The sequence below is a fragment of the Microbacterium sp. UNCCL10 genome (assembly GCF_000746195.1).
Classification (GTDB): Bacteria; Actinomycetota; Actinomycetes; order Actinomycetales; family Microbacteriaceae; genus Microbacterium; species Microbacterium saccharophilum.
Genome location: NZ_JQKT01000007.1, coordinates 1 through 19,044, shown reverse-complemented (window position 1 = coordinate 19,044; position 19,044 = coordinate 1). Strand labels below are relative to the sequence as shown.

The window sequence follows — 19,044 nt, the reverse complement described above, 5'->3', positions numbered from 1 at the left end:
GTCCGATCGCCTGCGAGGATCGGATCATGTTCGTTGTCGTGGGTGTCAGCGGCGGCATCGCCGCCTACAAGACGGTCCATCTCGTGCGCGCACTCGTCACCAACGGCCACGAGGTGCACGTCATTCCCACGGAGGACGCGCTGCGCTTCGTCGGGACGACCACCTGGGAGGCAGTCAGCCGCCATCCTGTCACGACGTCGGTGCACGATGACGTCGCCGAGGTGCGGCACGTCGCGCTCGGCACGCGCGCCGACCTCGTGATCGTGGCGCCGGCCACCGCCAACACGCTGGCGAAGATGGCCGCGGGGATAGCGGACAACCTGCTCGGAGTGACGCTGCTCGCCACGACCGCGCCGGTGCTGGTGGCGCCCGCGATGCACACCGCGATGTGGGAGCATCCCGCGACGACGGCCAACATCGCCGTGCTGCGGGGGCGCGGGGTGCACATCGTGGGACCGGCGGACGGGCCGCTCACCGGTGGCGACAGCGGGCCGGGGCGGATGAGCGAGCCCGAGGAGATCCTCGCCGCTGCGCTGGCCCTCGTCCCGACGCGGACCGACCTGGCCGGACTCACGGTGGCGGTGTCCACGGGCGGCACCCGCGAGCCGATCGACCCCGTCCGCTTCCTCGGCAACCGGTCCAGCGGACGCCAGGGGGTCGAGGTGGCGCTGGCCGCCGCCGACCGCGGGGCGCAGGTCCGGCTCGTCGCCGCCCACGTCGACGACGGGGTCCTGAGCGCGGTCGCCCACCACCCACGCATCGGGCTGGAACGGGTCTCGACGGCCGGCGACCTGCGCACGGCGATGCACGCCGCGGCCGCCGACGCCGATGTCGCCGTCATGGTGGCCGCGGTCGCCGACTTCCGAGTGGATGCCGTGTCCGACGAGAAGATCCGCAAGGAGGACGGCGACGGCACGGCCACCCTGCGCCTGGTCGCGAACCCCGACATCCTCGCCGAGCTGGTGGCCGCACGCGGCGAGGGCCAGACGATCGTCGGGTTCGCCGCCGAGACAGCGACCGAGGACGCCGAGCTGCTCGATCGCGGGCGGCGGAAGCGCGCCCGGAAGGGCGTGGACCTGCTGGCCGTGAACCGCGTCGACTGGGCACGGGGGTTCGAGGCGGCGGAGAACGCGGTCGTCGTCATCGATGACGCCGACGACGTCGTCACCGAGGTGTCGGGATCCAAGCGCGCCGTCGCGGATGCGCTGTGGGACGCCGTCCTCGCGCACCGCGGGCGCTGAGCCGACGCGAGACCGCGGGGAGGCGGCGCGGAGCCGGCGCTGCGGTCAGTCCGCCGCAGCCGCCGCAGCCGCCGCGGCGGCACGTGTCAGCCATGCGGGCGGGTCACCGTAGCGCTGCGAGGGGATGAGCCGCCCCGCCGCAGAGTCCGCGACGAGCGTCGCAAGCCGGTCGGCACGGGTCTGTTCCCGCTTCGCGCTCTGCACCCAGTTCGTCGCGAGGCGCCGGTATGACGCCGTCGCGACCTCCCAGAACGCCTGCGCCGCGGGGTTCGCCGCGATCGCCGCCTCCTGCCGCGCCGTCATCTCCGCGCGCTGCTCGTACGAGTAGACGCCGGTGCGCGACGCCGACCGCCGCTCGTACGCGGCGATCCCCGCGGGATGCATCCGCCCCTCCGCGAGGAGCCGTTCCACATGGGCGATGTTGATCTCGCTCCAGTTGGAGTTCGGCTTCCGTGGCGTCCAGCGCTGCCTGCGCGAGCTCTCGTCGATCCGCTGGCTCACCGAGTCGATCCATCCGAAGCAGAGCGCTTCGGGCACGGCTTCGTCCCAGGTGATCCCCTGTCTCGGGTCGCCCTTGCGGTAGATCCCCATCCACAGCTCCGTGGCCGTGGCGTGGTTCTTCTCCAGCCACGCGCGGAACTGCGCGGGGCCGGAGAAGAAGACCGCAGGGCGTTCCTCCATCTACGCCTTCGTCTGGACGTCCAGGAGGGGCGCACCGGAGGCGACGGGCCCGAGCGCGACGGGGTCGACCGTGGCGAAGGCATCGGCGTTCAGCACGATCACGGGGGTGATGAGCGGGTAGCCGGCATCCTCGATGACCTTGCGGTCGAAGACGACGAGCGGGGTGCCGACCTCGACGCGGTCGCCGTTCTTGACCTTGACCTGGAAGCCTTCGCCCTTGAGGTTGACGGTGTCGATGCCGACGTGGATGAGCACCTCGATGCCGTTGTCCAGCTGCAGGCCGAACGCGTGACCGGTGGGCTGCGCGGCGACGACGGTGCCGACGCCGGGCGAGACGACCGTGTCGCCGGTGGGCTGGATCGCGACACCGGGGCCCATGATCCCGCCGCCGAAGACCGGGTCGGGGACCTCGGAGAGCGCGACGGCGGTGCCGTCGAGCGGGGAGGCGAGCTGCAGGAGCGTGCCCACCTCGGCCGTCGCGGTGGCGGTGGCCACGGAAGACGGTGCCGCCGCGGCGCCGCCGGTGGCGACCAGCGGGGCCGCCGTTGCCGCGCCGACGGAGGCTGCGTCGGCGGGCGCCGCCACAAGGGCGCCGTCGTCCGCGACATCCTCCTTGTCCTTATAGCCGGAGATGACGACGAGAGTCATGGCGGTCGCGAAGGCGGCGATCACGGCGATGCCGTACAGCAGCACGCTGTCGAAGGCCGGGATGGTCAGGAGCGACGTGAAGACGAACGCCTCGGTGCGGACGCCGCCGCCGATGCCGATGATGAGACCGCCGACGAGGCAGCCCACGAGCATCCGCGGGTAGATGCGCTTGAACCGCAGGTGGATGCCGTAGAGCGAGGGTTCGGAGATGCCGCCGAGGAGACCCGCCGCCAGGGCGCCGGTCGCGGTCTGCTTCATTTGCTTGTCCTTCTCCCGCCACGCGAGGAGCAGGACGCCGGCGGTCGCACCGAAGCACGCGAAGTTCCATGCGCCCATGGGGCCCTGGATGAAGTCGTAGCCGAGGGTCTGGATGTTGAGCAGCATGATCGCGTTGATCGGCCAGTGCAGACCCAGCGGGACCATGAACGGGTAGGCCAGCGGAATGATGATCGCGAAGATGAACGGCGAGAACGAGTTGATGGCGCTGAGGAAGTTCGCGAGCGCGGCACCGACGTACACGCCGATGGGGCCCAGCAGGAACGCGGTGAGCGGGATCATGATGAGCATCGCGAGGAACGGCACGAAGATGAGGTGCAGGTTCTCCGGGATGATCTTCTTCAGCAGCCGGTAGAGCGGGCCGAGGACAGCCGCCATGAGCAGCGGCGGGAAGACCTGCGACGCGTAGTTGAACACCGTGAGCGGGATGCCGAAGATCGGGATGGTCGTGATCTCGGAGCCCAGGAAGATGATCTGCGAGGCGCCCTCCTGGGTGCCCAGGGCCGTGAAACCGGGGAGCATGACGACGGCCATGATCGCGAAGCCGACCCACGGGTCGGCGCCGATCTTCTGCGACGCGTTGTAGGCGACCATGAGCGGCAGGAAGATGAACACGCACTGCCACATCAGGTTGATGAACTGCCAGGACGGCTCGAGCGTCACGCCCGGGGCGTTCCATGCGGGGATCACACCCAGCGTCGCCATGAGCGCCATGAAGGTGATGAACAGGGAGGCGCCGAGCAGCGCACCGAGGATGGGGCGGAAGGAGTCCGAGAGGAACTCGAACAGCGAGTCGAGCCAGGCGACCTTGCCGCGCGGGCCCTTCGCGCGCTCACGCGCCTTGATGGCCTCCGCCGATTCGGGCGCGGCGGCCGTGCTGCCGGACATGGCGGGCAACGCCATGATGTCGTTGTAGACGGTCTGCACGCCTCCGCCGATGACGACCTGGAAACGGTCGCCGGCCTGCGGCACGGCGCCCATGACGCCCGGGATCTGCTCGACCTTCGCCTTGTCGACGGAGGTGCCGTCGTTCAGCTGGAAGCGCAGACGGGTGGCGCAATGGGTGAGGTTCGCGACGTTTCCGGCGCCGCCGAGGGCGTCGACGATGGCGGATGCGGGGCTCTCAGGCATGATGGCGTGCTCTCTGTGGGGGGCCTTACGTCGGCGACTCTATACCGCGCATCGATTTCGCATAAGCGGGGTGAGCGTGTGGACGGACCACACTTCCTTCCGGCCCCCCGGAGACTTTCTCCCCTCTTCACTCCACGGCCTGTCACCGTGTCGGGACCGAGGGGCAGGATGTGCGGCATGGACATCGAACTCCTGCAGCCCGCGGGACTCGTCGCGAGTCCCGCTTTCAGTCACGTCGCCGTCGTCCCGCCGGGCGCGACGACCATCTACGTCGGCGGCCAGAACGGCGTCGACGAAACCGGCACCGTCGTCTCCGACGATGTCGCCGCGCAGTCCGTGCAGGCCGTGGAGAACGCCCGGACGGCGCTCGCTGCGGCCGGGGCCTCCCTCGACGACGTCATCGGCTGGACCGTCCTCCTCGACGCCTCGGCCGACCTCGGTGCGGCGTACGGCGCGATCGCCCAGACGCTCGCACGGGAGGGTGCGCCGCCGCTCGTGACGGCGGCGCTCGTCGCGGGCCTCGCGGTGCCCGGTGCCCTCATCGAGGTGAGCGCGGTGGCCGCCCTCGTGCCGGCGTAGCCGTCCGGCACGGACCGCGGGGACCGACCTGGGCATCGGGGTGCATGCCCCCTAGCCCGGCGCGGCCACCTCCGCAAGGTGGTGTCTGCGCACCGCGTCGACGCCTATCCTGACGGGACGTGTCCCCGCCACGGACGGGACGCAACGGCGCGCGGGCATCCGGCGCGCGACGCCGGAGGAGGTCGCATGGTGCTGGGTTCAGGTCACGGCCGCCGCGACGCCGTCGTCGTGGGAGCCGGACCGAACGGGCTGGCAGCGGCGGTCACGCTCGCGCGCGCGGGCCTCTCGGTGCGCGTGTACGAGCGCGCCTCGCGAGCCGGAGGGGGCGCCGCGACGCGCGAGCTGACCTTGCCCGGGTACCTGCACGACGTGTGCTCGGCGGTGCATCCGCTCGCCTTCGAGTCGGCGTTCTTCCGGGCCTTCGGGCTCCGCGACCGTGTGCGCTTCATCACCCCCGATGTCTCGTTCGCGCAGCCGCTGGACGGGGGACGGGCGGCCGTGGCCTTCCGCGACCTCGCCCGCACGCGTGACGGGCTCGGACTGGACGGGAAGGCGTACGAGCGCCTCCTGCGGCCGCTCGTCGAACACGCCTCCCACGTGGCCGACCTGACCGGGTCGACCCTGGTGCGGGTCCCCCGCCACCCGGTCTCCGCGCTCCGCTTCGCGGTGCGGGTCGCCGAGCAGGGCACCCCGGCGTGGAACGCCCGGTTCCGCGAGGATGCCGCACCGGCACTGCTCACGGGCGTCGCCGCCCACACGATCCTGACGCAGCCGAGCCTCGCCGGCGCCGGTGCCGGCCTCGCCCTCGGCGCCTACGCGCACGCGCAGGGCTGGCCGATCCCGGTCGGCGGAAGCCAGGCCATCATCGACGCCATGCTCGAGGACCTCCGCGCCCATGGCGGCGAGCTCATCACCGACCACGAGGTCACGTCGCTGGACGAGCTCGACGATGCGCGGGTGGCGATGCTCGACGTGACACCGCGCGCCCTGCTGCGGATGGCGGGCGAGCGGATGCCGGCCCGGTTCGGCCGCCGCCTGCGGGCCTTCCGGTACGGCGGTGCGGTCGCGAAGGTCGACTTCGCCCTGAATGCCCCGGTGCCATGGGCGAACGCCGACGTGCGGCGCGCCGGCACGATCCACGTCGGCGGGACGCGTGCCGAGATGGCCGCCGCGGAGAACGACGTCAACCGCGGCCGGCATCCGGAGCACCCGTACGTGCTCGCGGCGCAGCAGTCCGTGTTCGACCCGAGTCGCGCGCCCGCCGGCGCGCACACGCTGTGGACGTACACGCACGTCCCCGCCGGAAGCGCTGCGGACCGCGAGGACGCGGTCACGGCGCAGATCGAGCGCTTCGCGCCGGGCTTCCGCGACACGATCGTCGCGGTGAGCTCGCGGACCGCGGTCGCAGTGGAGGCCCACAACCCGAATTACGTGGCGGGGGACATCGCCGCGGGTTCGCCCGACCTCCGGCAGATCCTGCGCCGGCCCACCCTGTCGCCCGACCCCTGGCGGACGCCGATCCCGGGCGTCTACCTCGCGACGGCGTCCGCCGCGCCCGGGCCGGGGGTGCACGGCCTTGCCGGGTGGCATGCGGCACGGAGCGCATTGCGCAACGAGTTCGGCATCCGGGATTCGCCCGACCTGTCCCCCTGACCTGCTGGATGCCATCATCGGGACATGAGCGAATCGACAGGCCGGGAGTACACCCTCATCGCCGCCGGCGTCTCGGAGTTGGCGGACGCGAACCCCGTGCAGGACGGGCGGGTGACCCCGCGGAAGGCGTTCGACGGATCCGGCGCACGGGTGCGGCACCTCGCCTTCGACGCCGGAGCCGTGCTCGCCGAGCACGTGGCGCCGCGCCCGATCCTGGTGTCGGTGCCCGCCGGCCGTGTGCGGTTCACCGTCGGCGGAGTGGCGCACGAGCTGAGCGCCGGAGGGATGATCCATGTCGCGGCGAACGTGCCCCACGAGGTCTTCGCCGAGGAGGCCTCGCACGTCCTCGTCACCCTGCTGGGCTGACCCGGTGCAGGGCGCGCGCGTAGGGTGACGGCATGGACGGCTTCGCGGCTGTCGATTTCGAACTGGCGCGGCAGGTCCTGCAGCGGGGCATCGCGGCGCTGCTGCTGGTCGCCTTCCTCTCGACGCTGAACCAGTTCCGGCCGCTGCTCGGCGAACACGGCCTGCTGCCTGCGCCGGATCTGCTGGCGTGGGCCGCGGCCTCGAAACGGCGGGCGCGGGTGCTGCGGCCGACGCTCTTCCGTTGGATCCGGTACACCGACCGCCGCCTGGCCGCGCTGTGCGTGACCGGCATCGCCGGCTCTGCGCTCCTGGTCGCGGGGGTGCCGCAGCTGGGGCCGCCGTGGGCGCCCGCGCTCGTCTTCCTCGCCCTGTGGTTCGGGTACATGTCGATCGTGTCGCTGGGGCAGACCTTCTACGGGTTCGGGTGGGAGATGCTCCTCCTCGAGGCCACCTTCCTTGCCGCGTTCCTGGGCTCCGACAGCCAGCCGCCCACCACCGTCGTGATCGTGCTGTTCTGGTGGCTCGTGTTCCGGCTGGAGTTCGGCGCCGGGATGATCAAGATCCGCGGCGGCCGGGAATGGCGCGACTTCACGGCGCTCATGTACCACCACGAGACGCAGCCGATGCCGGGGCCGCTGAGCCGCCAGGCGCACCTGCTCCCCGCGTGGTTCCACCGCCTGGAGGTGCTGGGCAACCACGTCGCGCAGCTCGTCGTGCCGTGGTTCCTGTTCGCGCCGATTCTGTCGCTATGGGTGCCGGGGCCCGTTCCGCAGCTCGTCGGCGCAGCGGCCGCGGCTATCGTCATCGCGACGCAGCTCTGGCTGGTCCTGACCGGGAACTTCGCCTGGCTGAACGGGGCGACGATCGTGCTCGCCTTCTCGGCCGTGGGGCTCCCGGGGGCGGGAGAGCCGGCATCCGACCCGCCGTTCAACGGGGTGCCGGTGTGGTGGGTCGTCGTGACGGGCGTGGTCGGAGTCGGCTACGTCGTGCTGAGCTGGCCGGCGCTGCGGAATCTGGTCGCGCGCCGCCAGCTGATGAACGCGAGCTTCAACCGGTGGCAGCTCGCCAACGCCTACGGCGCATTCGGGACGGTCACGAAGGAGCGCATCGAGATCGTCGTGGAGGCGACGACGGATGCCGACCCCGACGAGGCGGAGTGGCACGAGTACGAGTTCCGGGGCAAGCCCGGCGACCCGGCGCGCATCCCCCGCCAGTTCGCGCCTTACCACCTCCGGCTGGACTGGCTGATGTGGTTCCTGCCGCTCGGTCGCTCGCTCGACGAGTGGTTCACAGGTCTCCTCGTGCGGCTGCTGGAGGCCGATCGCGCGACGCTGCGGATGCTGCGGGTCGACCCGTTCGACGGCGCGCGGCCGCGCTGGATCCGGGCCGTCTCGTACCGCTACCGATTCGCGACCCGGGCTGAGCATCGGCGGCTCGGGGTCGTCTGGATGCGCGATCGGCGGCGCGTGCTGATCCGCCCGATGGGGTTCGCGGACGACCCCGGCTGAGCGGCCGCCGGCGCGGATTATGCCTCTGGTCTGGCCCTCCTCGTCGGGGGGCCATGCACGTTTCACCCAGGGGATACCGGGCGTTCGTCCAGACTCGCCCCGCACAGTGGAGGTTCTTGTGTCCATCCCGAGGACGCACGCCGTTGCCTCGCGCCGGCGCTGACAAACCCGGAAGACCCACTCCCCTATGCTCCTCAGTTCACTCCGTCCGTCCCGTCGTGCCCTGACTCCCGCCACCGTCGCGGTGGGCCTCATCCTCGGCCTCACCGCCGCCGGCGGCATCAGCGGCTCCGTTCCCGCCCAGGCCGACACCGGCGCCAGCACCGCCGCGCGCTCCGGCGCCGCCGTCACCACGAGCGTCGCGCAGCCGCTCAGCGACATCACGCAGGACGCGCTCGACGCGCTGGCCGACGGCCGCGCGGCGCTGCGCGCCGCCGCGGAGGCGAAGGCGACCGCCGACGCCTCGGCCCTGCCGCTCGAGGTGGAGTCGACCTTCATCGACACGCGCGAGCTGCGCGGCTACGTCGAGCAGCTCACCGAGCTCGAGGTGACCCCGACGCTCCTGGTGCCCGACATCACCGACGACACGAGCAGCGCGACGCAGCGCGTCCGCGACGCCGCCGCCGCCCTCACGGGCGCGGTCGAGAAGGCCGAGGCCAAGAAGGCCGCCGAAGAGGCCGCACGGAAGGCGGCCGAAGAGGCTGCGCGGAAGGCGGCCGAGGAGAAGGCCGCGGCCGATGCCGCCGCCGCTGCCGCCGCCGAGGCGGCCGCCGAGCGCGCCGCGTCGTCGCGGGGCGTGGCATCCGCCGCTCCGACCGGCGCACCCACGACGAGCGCGGCCGACGCGAAGGCCGCGGCGCGGCAGATGCTCGGGTCCTACGGCTGGAGCGATGACCAGTTCTCCTGCCTCGACTCGCTGTGGACCCGCGAGTCGGGCTGGAACTACCAGGCGTACAACGCCTCCAGTGGCGCGACCGGTATCCCGCAGTCCCTCCCCGGCAGCAAGATGGCCAGCGCGGGCTCGGACTGGCAGACCAACGCGACGACGCAGATCAAGTGGGGCCTCGGCTACATCGCCGGCCGCTACGGCTCGCCGTGCGCCGCGTGGGGCCACTCCCAGTCCACCGGCTGGTACTGAGCTCCGACGACCACGATGCCGTCGTCCGCACTGCGGGCGGCGGCATCCGTCGTCTCCGCGGCGTGCGCCGTCACCGGAGCATGCGCGCGTCGGTGATCGACGGCGCGACCGGGTCGGTCTGCTCGACGCCGTCGAACTCGAACCCGTTGCGACGGTAGAACGCGATCGCCCGCGGATTCTGCGCGGCAACCCAGAGCATCGCCGGGGCGTCACCCAGGGCCTCCTCGAGCAGCGCCTGGCCTGCACCGGTGCCGTGGTGCGCCGCGGCGACGTAGAGGGCGTACAGCTGGCGGTCCCGCGGGGGCGCCTCCGCGCCGAGGCGCAGGCCGGGGCCGGCCCAGGCGAGGCCGATGATCGACCCGTCGCTCTCGGCGATGCGGACGGTCGTGTCCGCGCGCGGGTTCTCGAGGAGGTCCCGCCACATCCGCCGGCGACGCTCGATGTACTCGTCGGTGAAGAAGCCGTCTGGCAGCAGGTGCGTGTACGCCTCCCGCCACGTCGCGACGTGGCGGTCGGCGACCGCGGCGGCATCGCGCGGACCGGGCCGGCGGATCGTGAACACCATGCGTCTCATGGTGCCAGGGCGCGGAGTCCGGCGGGACGCGCGGCTGCGACGTCGGAGTCCGCAGTGGACCACGCGCACCGCCGCATCACTCGTCCAGCGACCTCGGGAAATTGATCACGAGAAGATAACGGCAAACCCTTGTCGTCGTTATCTTCTCGTTATAGAGTGCTCGCACGGTAGTTGTTTGCTGTGGCAGCTGCCGGCATGTGATTGCAGGACACTCTTGGTGCAAAAGGGACAAGGGCCGGTCGGAAGCCTCTCCGACCGGCCCTTAGTCTTGCCTGGACGACCGGGCCGGTGGCGCGTGCTGTTGGCGCCTACTCCACAGGACGCGTGCGGTGGAGGTTATCCACAATTGGCCTGCTGACCTGGTTCTTTCCCGCTCCCGATGTCGGAGGCCCTCACCACAATGGGGGCATGCAGGAAGACCTGATCACCCCAGCCGGCGACGACATCGCCCGCACCGAGGCGATCATCGACGGCATCGCGCTGACCCGGCGACGGATGGCTTCCCTGCACGCCGAGGAGGCGCGGCTTCTCGCCGCCGCCGCAGACCTGGCGCGCGAGCAGGCCGCCCGCGGAGACAGGACGCACCCCTCGAGCGACATCCCGCTCCGCTCCCTCGCCGCGCAGATCGCGGCCGCCACCCGCGCGTCCGACCGCGGGGTGCAGGCTCGGATCGGGCGCGCCTGGCAGTTGACGGCCGACTTCCCCGCAACGCTCCGCGCCCTGGAGACGGGCGAGGTCGATCCTGCCCATGCGAATGTCATCGTCGAGGCCGGCATGATGATCGCCGATCCCGCCGTCCGCGCCGCCTACGAAGAGGCGGCGCTGGAGGTGGCACGCCGCGAGGCTCCTGGACGCCTTCGGCCCATCGTGCGAATGCTCGCACAGCGACTGCACCCGGTGCCGCTCGATGACCGTCATCGGGAAGCCCGGGCGGCTCGACGGGTGGCTCTCCGGGACGGGGACGACGGGATGGCGGAGCTCATCGCGGTCCTGCCCGCCACCCTCGCACACGCGATCCTCGACCGGCTCACCCACATCGCCCGCTCGGTCATCGACGCGCGGACTGCGAGTACCGGCGGCGAGGCGCTGTTCGACGACGAGACACTGCTCGACGCCGACCACGCCGCGGCCGACACGCGCAGCCTCGACGAGGTGCGCGCCGATGCCCTCGCCGACCTGCTGCTGACGGGTCACAGCTCACGCGAAGCGTCGAACCGGTCCATCCCGCAGAGCCATGCGATCCGCGCGCACGTCCAGATCACCGTGCCGCTCGCGACGCTGGCGGGCGAAACGGACGAACCGGCGGAACTCGCCGGACACGGCCCGATCGCCCCGGCGACGGCACGTCGACTGGCGGGCCTCGCCTCGACGTGGACCCGGGTGCAGCTCGACCCTGTCACCCAGTGCGTCGTCGCCGTCGACAAGTACCGGCCCACGGCCGAGCTGCGGCGGCTGCTGGAGGTGCGCGACGAGCACTGCCGCTTCCCCGGATGCCGTCAGCCGGCCACGCGCTGCGACCTCGATCACACGATCGCCCGCGAACACGACGGACCCACGCAGCTGGGAAACCTCGCGCACCTGTGCCGCCGGCATCATGTCTTGAAGCACCACTCCGCCTGGCGGGTGCGGCAGCGACCCGGCGGCGTGCTGGAGTGGACGAGTCCGACAGGCCGGGTGTACCCCGATACCCCGGCACGGACGGTGGCGTTCGCACCGGAACCCGATCCCCCGCCGTTCTGAGGCTGTATCGAACGGGTGTCACCTGCGGAAGCGGGCTCCCCCGACCCTGCCGCGGGCGCCATCCCGCTCAGTCGACCGTGACGGTCCGCTCGTGCCATCCGGTCGCACCGTCCGGGACCACGGGGGCGATCGCCGACGTCTGCACCTCTCCCGTCGCGCTCGTCGCCCGGCAGCGCACGACGTGCCGACCGGCCGTCGCGGTCCACGGGAGGCTCCACTGCACCCAGGTGTCGTCCGAGATCGCCGTCGCGAGAGTCGCCTGCCGCCACGCGCCGTCGTCGATCTGGACCTCGACCCCGGCCACACCGACATGCTGCTGCCACGCGACACCCGCGATGACGGTCTCCCCGGCCGCGATGCTCTGGTCGCCGCGAGGCACGTCGATCCGCGACTGCAGCTTGATCGGGCCGAGCTCCGACCAGCCCCGATCCGTCCAGTACGCGCGAGCCCGATCGAAGCGCGTCACCTCGAGCTCCACGACCCACTTCGTCGCCGACACGTACCCGTACAGGCCGGGCACGACCATCCGCACCGGGAACCCGTGCTCCTGCGGCAACGGCTCCCCGTTCATGCCGACCGCGAGGATCGCGGCGCGGTCGTCCGTCAGCGCCTCCAGGGGCGTGGATGCCGTGAACCCGTCCACCGACCGCGAGAGCACCATGTCCGCCTCCGCCGTCGGCCGCGCCCGTGCGAGCAGCTCGCGGATCGGGTAGCCGAGCCACCGGGCATTGCCGATGAGGCTCCCGCCGACCTCGTTCGAGACGCACGCCAGCGTCGTATAGCTCTCCTCGAGCCGAAGCGCGAGCAGCTCGTCCCAGGTGAGCGTCACCTCGTTCTCCACGAGCCCGTGGATGCGGATGCTCCACTCGGCCGGGTTGACACTCGGGACGATCAGTGCGGTGTCGATCCGGTAGAAGCCGTCGTTCGGGGTGATGACGGACGCGAGGCCCGGCACGTCCAGCTCGGCCCCGGCGGGCACCGGCGGCGCTGCGACGGCCGGCCGCGGCAGCACGACATCGCGGATCGCGGTCGCCGCGGCCCGCCCGGCCCGCAGCGCGTTGCCGCCGGCGGCGGCCAGGAGGCCCACGACGACGGCCGCGCCGGACCACATCAGGAACGTCCGCCGGTCGGCGCGGCCGGGAACGGCGTCAGTGCTCGCCTGCGGCGGCGATTCCGTGCGCGTCGCCGATCCCCGCACCATCCGCGCGAGCCACCAGAGCACGCCGCCGCCCACGACACCCGCGACCACGGACGGCAGCCACGCGCCGACGACGGCATCCGAGCGCGTCGTCGCGATGACGCCGCCCACGATCCCGAACACCGCCACGATCGCCGCACCCCACGGCGGGCGTCGCGTCTCCAGCGCGCCGCAGGCCGCACCCAGCAACACGATCACGATGCAGATCGCCACGATGAGCGCGATCTTGTCGTTCGTGCCGAACAGCGCGATCGCGGTGTCCTTCGCCCACGGCGGAGCGAGGTCGATGAGCCAGCCGCCGACCGCGGCGACCGGGCTGCCGCCGCCGACCAGCCCGGCTACGACCTCGCCGACACCGCCGGCCAGCACGACCGCCGCCGCGCCCGCGATCCCCGCGCGCCCCGTCGCACGTTCCGTCGTCATGGGTGGAGCCTACGACCGTCGATGCTCCCTGCGGCTCGTGCCGCCGACATGCACAGCGACCGGTCAGACCCCGCCGCCGCCACCACCGCCGCCACCGCCAGCGGCGCCACCCCCGCCGCCGGATCCGCCCGAGGTCGACGAGGAGGAACTCGCGGCGGCCGAGAGCGATCCGATGCCCGACGAGAACGAGCCGGCATCGAACGATCCGGCCCCGTAGTACCAGACCGGGCCGGCCGCGCCCGTCGCCGAGTAAAGGACCGCGAGCTGCTTCGACCATTCCTTCTCCTGGCCGAACACGACGGCGTAGGGCAGGAGCGTCTCGTAGAGGCGCAGCATCTCCCGCGGGTCGCCGACGTCGATCCGCACGCGCTCCGCACCGGCCGGTGACTGCAGCATCCGGATGCGGTCCGCCTCCGCCCACTCGATGAAGACTCGGAGTCCCTGGAGGTGGTCCCGCACCTCGGCGCCGGCCCGCGTGAGCGGCTTGTGCGCGACGATGAGGATGACGGCGACGGCGACGAGGCCGGCGAGGACGATGAGCACGAACGGCCACGGCGACTGCACGCCGCCGTCGTAGGCGAGGACGCCGAAGAGCAACACGAGGCCGGCCACGCCGGCAGTGGCCAGGAGCGGCCAGACCCGCGCCCCGATGGGCACCGCCCGGCGGAACCCCCGGTTCTTCAGCTCGCTCTCCGCCGCCTTGAGGATCGCCTGCGCGACCTTCGACAACCGCGTGTCCTGGCGCCCGAACTCGTACTGCTCGCCGGGACGACCGGACGGGAAGAGCCCCCGCAGCAGCATCCTGCCGTCGCCGTCGGCACGGGACGGGTCGACGAGCTCCGCCGTGAGGCGCGTGCCGCCGAAGACGCGCCGGCTTCCCTCGAGGATGCGGATGGAACCGACGACGGCCTGCTCGAGCACCTCCGCGGGGATCGCCTTCGTGGGCTTGCCGAGCAGCACAGCACTCTCCAGCGCGTCGACTCCCGGCGGCGGCGTGTACTCCGCGATGATCGTCGGCCGTCCCGGCTCGTCCCGCAGCCAGCGCCGACGCGAGCGCAGCGCCAGCGCACCCGCGCCGAGCAGCCCGACACCCGCGACACCCTGCGCCCAGCCCAGCGGCGACGCGAGGAACGACGAGTCGAACAGTGTGAAGGTGTCGTCGGCGAATCCGACCGCGAAGGTGAGCGTCTCGTACGGCGCGACCTGCGTCGCCCGTGCCGTCACGATCGCGCCGCCGTCGGGCGTCGCCGCGACATCGATGTCCGCGCAGGCCGTCGAAGCGCCCTGCGAGCCGGCGTAGCAGGCGGCGCGACCGGTCAGTGCGTCCGCCACGTCGCCGTCGACGTGCAGTCTGGCCGTGATCTCCCCGAACGGCTGCGCCCAGTCGACGCCGTTGACGTCCCAGTAGAACTCCTGCCCGGTGTCGCCGAACGTCCAGGTGACGTTCTCGAGCGTGTAAGTGAAGACGTAGGTCTGCGCCCCGTGCACGAAGTCATCCGCCCGCGAGGTCATGGAGAACATGCCGTCTTCGGCATCCGTCTCCGCCGGGCGCTCCGCCCCGGTCGCGTCGGTGATGGAGAGCAGCTGCGGATGCAGGGGCTGCCCGTTGTACGAGTCCGGGATGATCCGCCGCATCCCGCGGTTCTGATCGGTCTCGGGGAAGCGCGCGACGAACTCCTCGACCACCGTGAGCCGGCTCGTCCCGTCCTCCGCGCGCGACAGCGTGTAGTCGGCGGTGAGGCTGTCGAAAGTGAAGTCGTCGACGTCCGCGGCCGCGGGCGACGCCATGACGAGGGATGCCAGCATCCCGAGCAGGACCGCCATGATCGCGCGCGCATATCGGCCCATGCGACTCAGCCTATGGGCGGGTTACAGTGGACGCCATGACCGACCGCCGCCTCGCCATCACCGCGTGGGAGAGTCTCTTCCGCGCGCAGCACGAGGTCCTGCAGGAGATCAGCACGGACTTCGACGAGGACGAGCTGACCCAGGCGGAGTACGACGTCCTCCTCACCGTGACGCGCGGCGCCGACGGCGCTGCCCGCCTCCGCGACGTGACGGCGAACATGCTCATCAGCCAGCCCAGCGTCTCGCGGCTGGTCGACCGCATGGTCGCTCGGGGTCTGCTCGTGAAATGCCCCGATCCGCTGGACGGCCGCGGCGCGCTCGTCAGCGCCACGGAGCAGGGGAAGGCCGCCTTCCTCCGCATCGCGACCGCGCATGGCCGGTCGATCGCGCAGCGCATGTCGGTGCTGAGCGACGACGAGCTCGCCCAGCTGCGGACGCTCACCGCGAAGCTCCGCTCCCGAGGCTGACGGCGCGGTCCCCTGTCGGCTACGGGGTTCGGCGGCGGAGCGTGAGCGATGCCAGCACGAGGGAGCCGACCGCGAACGCCGTGACGATCAGCAGCGGACGCGCCACATCCCAGCCCTCGTCCCCGGCGCTCACCGCGGCCACCGCATCGATGGCGTGGCTGAGCGGCAGCCAGTCGCTGATGGCGTGGAGGACGTCGGGCATCCGGTCCCGCGGCATGAAGAGGCCGCCGAGGATGATCTGCGGGAAGACGAGCACCGGCATGAACTGCACCGCCTGGAACTCGGTGCGGGCGAAGGCGCTGGCGAGCAGCCCGAGCGCCGTTCCGAGCAGCGCATCCACGACGGCGACGAGCCCGAGCTGCCACAGCGGGCCCTCGACATCCAATCGGCAGACGAGCACGGCGAACGCGACCGTGATGACCGCCTGCAGCATCGCCATGAGCCCGAACGCGAGCGCATAGCCGACGATGAAGTCCGCCTTGCCGAGCGGCGTCGTCATGAGCCGCTCGAGCGTTCCGCTGCGGCGTTCCCGCAGGGTCGTGATGGAGGTGATCAGGAACATCACGACGAACGGGAACAGCGCGAGGATCGGGCCGCCGAATGTGTCGAATACCCCGTCCTGGTCGCTGAAGAGCCAGGCGAACAGCCCCACGAGCATGCTCGGGGCCACGAGCATGAGCGCGATGGACCGCGGGTCGTGGCTGAGCTGGCGCAGCACCCGGCCCGCGGTCGCGAACGTGCGGATGCCGTTCATCCCGCGGTGCCCCGTTCGATGAGCGCGAGGAAGGCCGCGTCGGGATCGGACTCGCCCGTGTCGGCCAGGAGCGCCGCCGGCGTCGTGTCGGCGACGAGCCGTCCGGCCCGCATGAGCAGCAGCCGGTCGCAGCGCAGCGCCTCGTCCATGACGTGGCTGGAGATGACCAGCGTGACGCCGGTGGCCGCGAGGGCGCGGAACACCGCCCACAGCTCGGCGCGCAGCACGGGATCGAGCCCGACGGTCGGCTCGTCCAGCACGATGAGCTCGGGCGAGCCGAGCATCGCCACGGCGAGCGAGACGCGGTTCTCCTGGCCGCCGCTGAGGGAGGCCACCGTCTGCCCGGCCTGCGGCCGCAGCCCGACCTGCTCGATGACGCGATCGACGTCGCCTCGCGGGGCGCCGATCAGGCGCGCGAAATAGGAGAGGTTCTGGCGCACGGTCAGGTCGCCGTACACCGAGGCGGCCTGCGTGTCATACGCGACGCGGCGGCGGAGGCTCACGCCGCCGGCGGGCTCCCCGAACACCGTGACCGAGCCGCCGTCGATCTTCTGAACGCCGACGATCGCGCGCATGAGCGTCGTCTTGCCGCAACCCGAGGGCCCGAGCAGGCCGGTGATGCGTCCGCGCGGGATCGCGACGTCGAGACCCTCGAACACCGGTGTGCCGCCGCGGCGCACCCGTAGGTCTCGGACGACGACGGCTTCCTCGCCTGACCTCGGACGGATGCCCATGCCGTCAGCTTAGGGGCCTCACCATCGGTTGTGGACGTCCTCGGCGAAGCCCTCGATGCCGTCGAACGGGATGCCCTCGAACGTCCCCGACCAGACCCCGAAGCACTGGTCCGTGCGCGAGGACAGGACGCCGAGGTTCGTCGCCGAGCGCTTGTCGTGGAAGGGCGTGAGCGTCGCCTCGAGTCCCCCGCCGCGTACGCGCCACGGGCGCAGCGGCTCGGCGAGGTCATATGTCCACTCGAGCTCCTGGGAGATCTTGTGGAGGACCCCGTCGATCACGACGGCGTTCTCGGTCGATCCGGTCCCGGCGGTCCACTTTCCGCCGACCTGGATGCCGATCGTCCGGCCGTGGGAGATGCCGCCGCCGGCGCCCCAGTTCCACCGGATGTCGTAGGGCCATCGCCCGCGGCCGTGGTCGAGCACGGCCCAGGAGTCCGCGGGCACCGGGTGCGCGACCCCGTCGACGGTGATCGTGCCGGCGGCGCGCAGCGCGACATCCTTCACCGTGTACTGGAACAGTCGCGGTGACCAGGGCACGACGACGGCGAGGCAGTCGTGGCGTTCCGGGCGGGTCACCGTGATGTCGAACGTGACGCCCGGGATGGCGCCGTGCAGCCGCCAGGTCTGCCCGTCCCCCGTCGGAGTCGCGGTGATCGCGAGGTCGCGGGCGCCGGCGAGGGAGAGCCCGCCGCCGAGGTTCGCCGGCAGTTGGACCTCCTTCGCCGGGATGACGGTCGCGCTCTTTCCCCATTCGCGGCCGGTGCCCCGCTCGAACACCCAGATCTCGTGCACGGCCGCGTAGTCGAGTGAGGAGAGCGTCAGCCCCACGATGTGCGTGGGGGTCATGACGTTCCAGTACTCCCAGCGCTTGTTCCGGCCCCAGCGACGGCGGCCGTCGATGCCCGAGGTGTCCACGAGCGGGCTGCGCGCCCAGCCGACGGCATCCGGATTGAGCCGTCGACCGTCCGGCGTGGTGAGGGGTACGGCGGCGGTGAGCTCGCGCTCGGGAACAGGGCGGAGATCGGGCATCGGCGTCCTTGCTGAAGGTCCGGTGTGCGGGTGCCCTGATTCTAGGGCGACACGCAGAACCGCCCCGGTCCTGTGGACACGGGGCGGTTCTGCGGTGTATCGGGGTGCGCGTCGATCACTGCTCGATCGGCTGCGGCTCCTCCGAGCTCTCGTGCGCCTGGATGGTGGGCGCCTCGTTGCCGGCGACGACCTCGACCTTGCGGGGCTTGGCCTTCTCGCTCACCGGGATCGTCACCGTGAGCACGCCGTTGCTGTAGTTCGCGGCGATGCTCTCCGTGTCGATGCCCTGGCCGAGGTTCAGCTGGCGCAGGAAGCTCGCGGCCTCACGCTCGCGCGTGATCCACTTGACGCCCTCGCCCTGGGTGAGGGTGCGCTCCGCGCGGATGGTGAGCAGCTGGCCGTCGACGTCGATGTCGACCGAACCCGGGTCGATGCCCGGCAGGTCGGCGGACAGGACGTAGTGGTCGCCGTCGCGGTAGAGGTCCATCGGCATGCGACGCGGGCCGCGGCGGGTGTCGAAGAGGCTCGACGCGAGGCGGTCGAGGTCACGGAACGGGTCGTACGTGGCCATTGTTCTCTCCTTGTGTCTTCTGGTCCCAAGAGTTGAGTCACATCGACTCAACTAAGCCCAGATTAGCACTCGGCCACAGAGAGTGCCAGTCGTTCGCGCACGGCGAACGAGCCTGGTGAGGGGGCTATTAGGCCTTGTTGTTCGAGGATGTTTCCTCTCTGCTGGGGTGGCGTCCCCTGGGGTGGTGTAGTTCTCGGTGCTGAGTGTCACGTCGTTGACGTGGTGAGCCATCGTGCGATGGTCAGTGAGAACCGATCAAAGCTACTCACAGAAAGACACAACGCACGATGGCTCTAGACCAGTCTGCCCTCCTCGAGCTCCTCGGGGAACTGAAACTCACCGACGTCACCGACCGAATCCGGCTGGCGACCGAAACGCTCTATCAGGAGCTGATCGATGCGGAAGCGGCCGCGTTCATCGGTGCCGCCCCGTTCGAACGCACCCCGGACCGCACCACCCAGCGCAACGGCACCCGCCCCCGCACC

The 19,044-nt window shown here is 71.6% G+C and carries 18 protein-coding genes; 9 read left to right on the top strand and 9 right to left on the bottom strand.

Features of this window, described 5'->3' with window-relative positions; genetic code table 11:
• The first annotated feature begins 26 nt into the window (after positions 1 to 26).
• Positions 27 to 1,241, top strand: a complete 1,215-nt coding sequence (gene coaBC / locus BR85_RS00245; protein ID WP_028497018.1) for a bifunctional phosphopantothenoylcysteine decarboxylase/phosphopantothenate--cysteine ligase CoaBC — start codon at positions 27 to 29, stop codon at positions 1,239 to 1,241.
• Between the two features lie 45 nt (positions 1,242 to 1,286).
• On the opposite strand, the gene BR85_RS00240 is transcribed toward coaBC, so the two are convergent.
• Positions 1,287 to 1,922 (bottom strand): YdeI/OmpD-associated family protein, encoded by a 636-nt coding sequence (locus BR85_RS00240; protein ID WP_028497019.1) that lies wholly within the window; start codon positions 1,920 to 1,922, stop codon positions 1,287 to 1,289.
• On the bottom strand, positions 1,923 to 3,977 hold the full coding sequence (locus tag BR85_RS00235; protein WP_028497020.1) for a glucose PTS transporter subunit IIA: 2,055 nt from the start codon (positions 3,975 to 3,977) through the stop codon (positions 1,923 to 1,925). It lies immediately after the preceding gene.
• Between the two features lie 177 nt (positions 3,978 to 4,154).
• On the opposite strand from BR85_RS00235, the gene BR85_RS00230 reads away from it, so the two are divergent.
• The 5 genes from BR85_RS00230 (at position 4,155) to BR85_RS00210 (ending at position 9,221) form a co-directional block, all read left to right on the top strand.
• Positions 4,155 to 4,556, top strand: coding sequence for a RidA family protein (locus tag BR85_RS00230; RefSeq protein ID WP_028497021.1), 402 nt, complete (start codon positions 4,155 to 4,157; stop codon positions 4,554 to 4,556).
• Between the two features lie 186 nt (positions 4,557 to 4,742).
• Positions 4,743 to 6,209: a phytoene desaturase family protein gene (locus BR85_RS00225; protein ID WP_036273036.1), complete on the top strand. Its 1,467-nt coding sequence runs from the start codon at positions 4,743 to 4,745 to the stop codon at positions 6,207 to 6,209.
• A 24-nt stretch (positions 6,210 to 6,233) separates the two neighbouring features.
• Positions 6,234 to 6,575: a cupin domain-containing protein gene (locus BR85_RS00220; protein WP_028497023.1), complete on the top strand. Its 342-nt coding sequence runs from the start codon at positions 6,234 to 6,236 to the stop codon at positions 6,573 to 6,575.
• A gap of 32 nt (positions 6,576 to 6,607) precedes the next feature.
• A complete protein-coding gene (locus BR85_RS00215) occupies positions 6,608 to 8,083 on the top strand; it encodes a lipase maturation factor family protein (protein WP_028497024.1) in 1,476 nt (491 codons plus the stop codon).
• Positions 8,084 to 8,270: 187 nt separating this feature from the next.
• Positions 8,271 to 9,221 carry an aggregation-promoting factor C-terminal-like domain-containing protein gene (locus BR85_RS00210; protein ID WP_028497025.1) on the top strand — a complete coding sequence of 317 codons (951 nt, stop codon included), beginning with the start codon at positions 8,271 to 8,273 and terminating at the stop codon, positions 9,219 to 9,221.
• A gap of 70 nt (positions 9,222 to 9,291) precedes the next feature.
• On the opposite strand, the gene BR85_RS00205 is transcribed toward BR85_RS00210, so the two are convergent.
• Positions 9,292 to 9,786: a GNAT family N-acetyltransferase gene (locus BR85_RS00205; RefSeq protein ID WP_028497026.1), complete on the bottom strand. Its 495-nt coding sequence runs from the start codon at positions 9,784 to 9,786 to the stop codon at positions 9,292 to 9,294.
• Positions 9,787 to 10,203: 417 nt separating this feature from the next.
• Here BR85_RS00205 and BR85_RS00200 point away from each other — a divergent pair, with 417 nt between their 5' ends.
• Positions 10,204 to 11,535 carry an HNH endonuclease signature motif containing protein gene (locus tag BR85_RS00200; RefSeq protein ID WP_028497027.1) on the top strand — a complete coding sequence of 444 codons (1,332 nt, stop codon included), beginning with the start codon at positions 10,204 to 10,206 and terminating at the stop codon, positions 11,533 to 11,535.
• Between the two features lie 67 nt (positions 11,536 to 11,602).
• Here the strand turns inward: BR85_RS00200 and BR85_RS00195 are convergent, their stop codons facing one another.
• Positions 11,603 to 13,156, bottom strand: coding sequence for a molybdopterin-dependent oxidoreductase (locus BR85_RS00195; protein WP_028497028.1), 1,554 nt, complete (start codon positions 13,154 to 13,156; stop codon positions 11,603 to 11,605).
• Between the two features lie 63 nt (positions 13,157 to 13,219).
• Positions 13,220 to 15,004, bottom strand: coding sequence for a DUF2207 domain-containing protein (locus BR85_RS00190; RefSeq protein ID WP_036273040.1), 1,785 nt, complete (start codon positions 15,002 to 15,004; stop codon positions 13,220 to 13,222).
• Between the two features lie 35 nt (positions 15,005 to 15,039).
• Between BR85_RS00190 and BR85_RS00185 the strand changes: the two genes are divergently transcribed.
• Positions 15,040 to 15,471, top strand: a complete 432-nt coding sequence (locus BR85_RS00185; protein WP_028497030.1) for a MarR family winged helix-turn-helix transcriptional regulator — start codon at positions 15,040 to 15,042, stop codon at positions 15,469 to 15,471.
• Positions 15,472 to 15,490: 19 nt separating this feature from the next.
• On the opposite strand, the gene BR85_RS00180 is transcribed toward BR85_RS00185, so the two are convergent.
• The 4 genes from BR85_RS00180 to BR85_RS00165 form a co-directional block, all read right to left on the bottom strand.
• A complete protein-coding gene (locus tag BR85_RS00180) occupies positions 15,491 to 16,225 on the bottom strand; it encodes an ABC transporter permease (RefSeq protein WP_028497031.1) in 735 nt (244 codons plus the stop codon).
• On the bottom strand, positions 16,222 to 16,959 hold the full coding sequence (locus BR85_RS00175; protein WP_028497032.1) for an ABC transporter ATP-binding protein: 738 nt from the start codon (positions 16,957 to 16,959) through the stop codon (positions 16,222 to 16,224). Before BR85_RS00175 ends, BR85_RS00180 begins: the two co-directional genes overlap by 4 nt.
• A gap of 18 nt (positions 16,960 to 16,977) precedes the next feature.
• The gene (locus BR85_RS00170) at positions 16,978 to 17,988 is read right to left on the bottom strand and encodes a DUF2804 domain-containing protein (protein WP_028497033.1); all 1,011 of its coding nucleotides are present in this window, start codon (positions 17,986 to 17,988) and stop codon (positions 16,978 to 16,980) included.
• Between the two features lie 115 nt (positions 17,989 to 18,103).
• Complete coding sequence (locus BR85_RS00165) at positions 18,104 to 18,559, bottom strand: Hsp20/alpha crystallin family protein (RefSeq protein WP_028497034.1); 456 nt, start codon at positions 18,557 to 18,559, stop codon at positions 18,104 to 18,106.
• 287 nt (positions 18,560 to 18,846) lie between these two features.
• On the opposite strand from BR85_RS00165, the gene BR85_RS00160 reads away from it, so the two are divergent.
• Positions 18,847 to 19,044 (top strand): transposase (locus tag BR85_RS00160; RefSeq protein ID WP_036275342.1); only part of this gene is annotated, 198 nt, incomplete at its 3' end.

Coding starts and splice junctions, on each gene's coding strand:
- BR85_RS00220 (WP_028497023.1), top strand. CDS start 6,234: ATGAGCGAATCGACAGGCCGGGAGTACACCCTCATCGCCGCCGGCGTC.
- BR85_RS00165 (WP_028497034.1), bottom strand. CDS start 18,559: ATGGCCACGTACGACCCGTTCCGTGACCTCGACCGCCTCGCGTCGAGC.
- BR85_RS00240 (WP_028497019.1), bottom strand. CDS start 1,922: ATGGAGGAACGCCCTGCGGTCTTCTTCTCCGGCCCCGCGCAGTTCCGC.
- BR85_RS00235 (WP_028497020.1), bottom strand. CDS start 3,977: ATGCCTGAGAGCCCCGCATCCGCCATCGTCGACGCCCTCGGCGGCGCC.
- BR85_RS00185 (WP_028497030.1), top strand. CDS start 15,040: ATGACCGACCGCCGCCTCGCCATCACCGCGTGGGAGAGTCTCTTCCGC.
- coaBC (WP_028497018.1), top strand. CDS start 27: ATGTTCGTTGTCGTGGGTGTCAGCGGCGGCATCGCCGCCTACAAGACG.
- BR85_RS00175 (WP_028497032.1), bottom strand. CDS start 16,959: ATGGGCATCCGTCCGAGGTCAGGCGAGGAAGCCGTCGTCGTCCGAGAC.
- BR85_RS00195 (WP_028497028.1), bottom strand. CDS start 13,156: ATGACGACGGAACGTGCGACGGGGCGCGCGGGGATCGCGGGCGCGGCG.
- BR85_RS00215 (WP_028497024.1), top strand. CDS start 6,608: ATGGACGGCTTCGCGGCTGTCGATTTCGAACTGGCGCGGCAGGTCCTG.
- BR85_RS00205 (WP_028497026.1), bottom strand. CDS start 9,786: ATGGTGTTCACGATCCGCCGGCCCGGTCCGCGCGATGCCGCCGCGGTC.
- BR85_RS00225 (WP_036273036.1), top strand. CDS start 4,743: ATGGTGCTGGGTTCAGGTCACGGCCGCCGCGACGCCGTCGTCGTGGGA.
- BR85_RS00190 (WP_036273040.1), bottom strand. CDS start 15,004: ATGGGCCGATATGCGCGCGCGATCATGGCGGTCCTGCTCGGGATGCTG.
- BR85_RS00210 (WP_028497025.1), top strand. CDS start 8,271: ATGCTCCTCAGTTCACTCCGTCCGTCCCGTCGTGCCCTGACTCCCGCC.
- BR85_RS00230 (WP_028497021.1), top strand. CDS start 4,155: ATGGACATCGAACTCCTGCAGCCCGCGGGACTCGTCGCGAGTCCCGCT.
- BR85_RS00180 (WP_028497031.1), bottom strand. CDS start 16,225: ATGAACGGCATCCGCACGTTCGCGACCGCGGGCCGGGTGCTGCGCCAG.
- BR85_RS00170 (WP_028497033.1), bottom strand. CDS start 17,988: ATGCCCGATCTCCGCCCTGTTCCCGAGCGCGAGCTCACCGCCGCCGTA.
- BR85_RS00200 (WP_028497027.1), top strand. CDS start 10,204: ATGCAGGAAGACCTGATCACCCCAGCCGGCGACGACATCGCCCGCACC.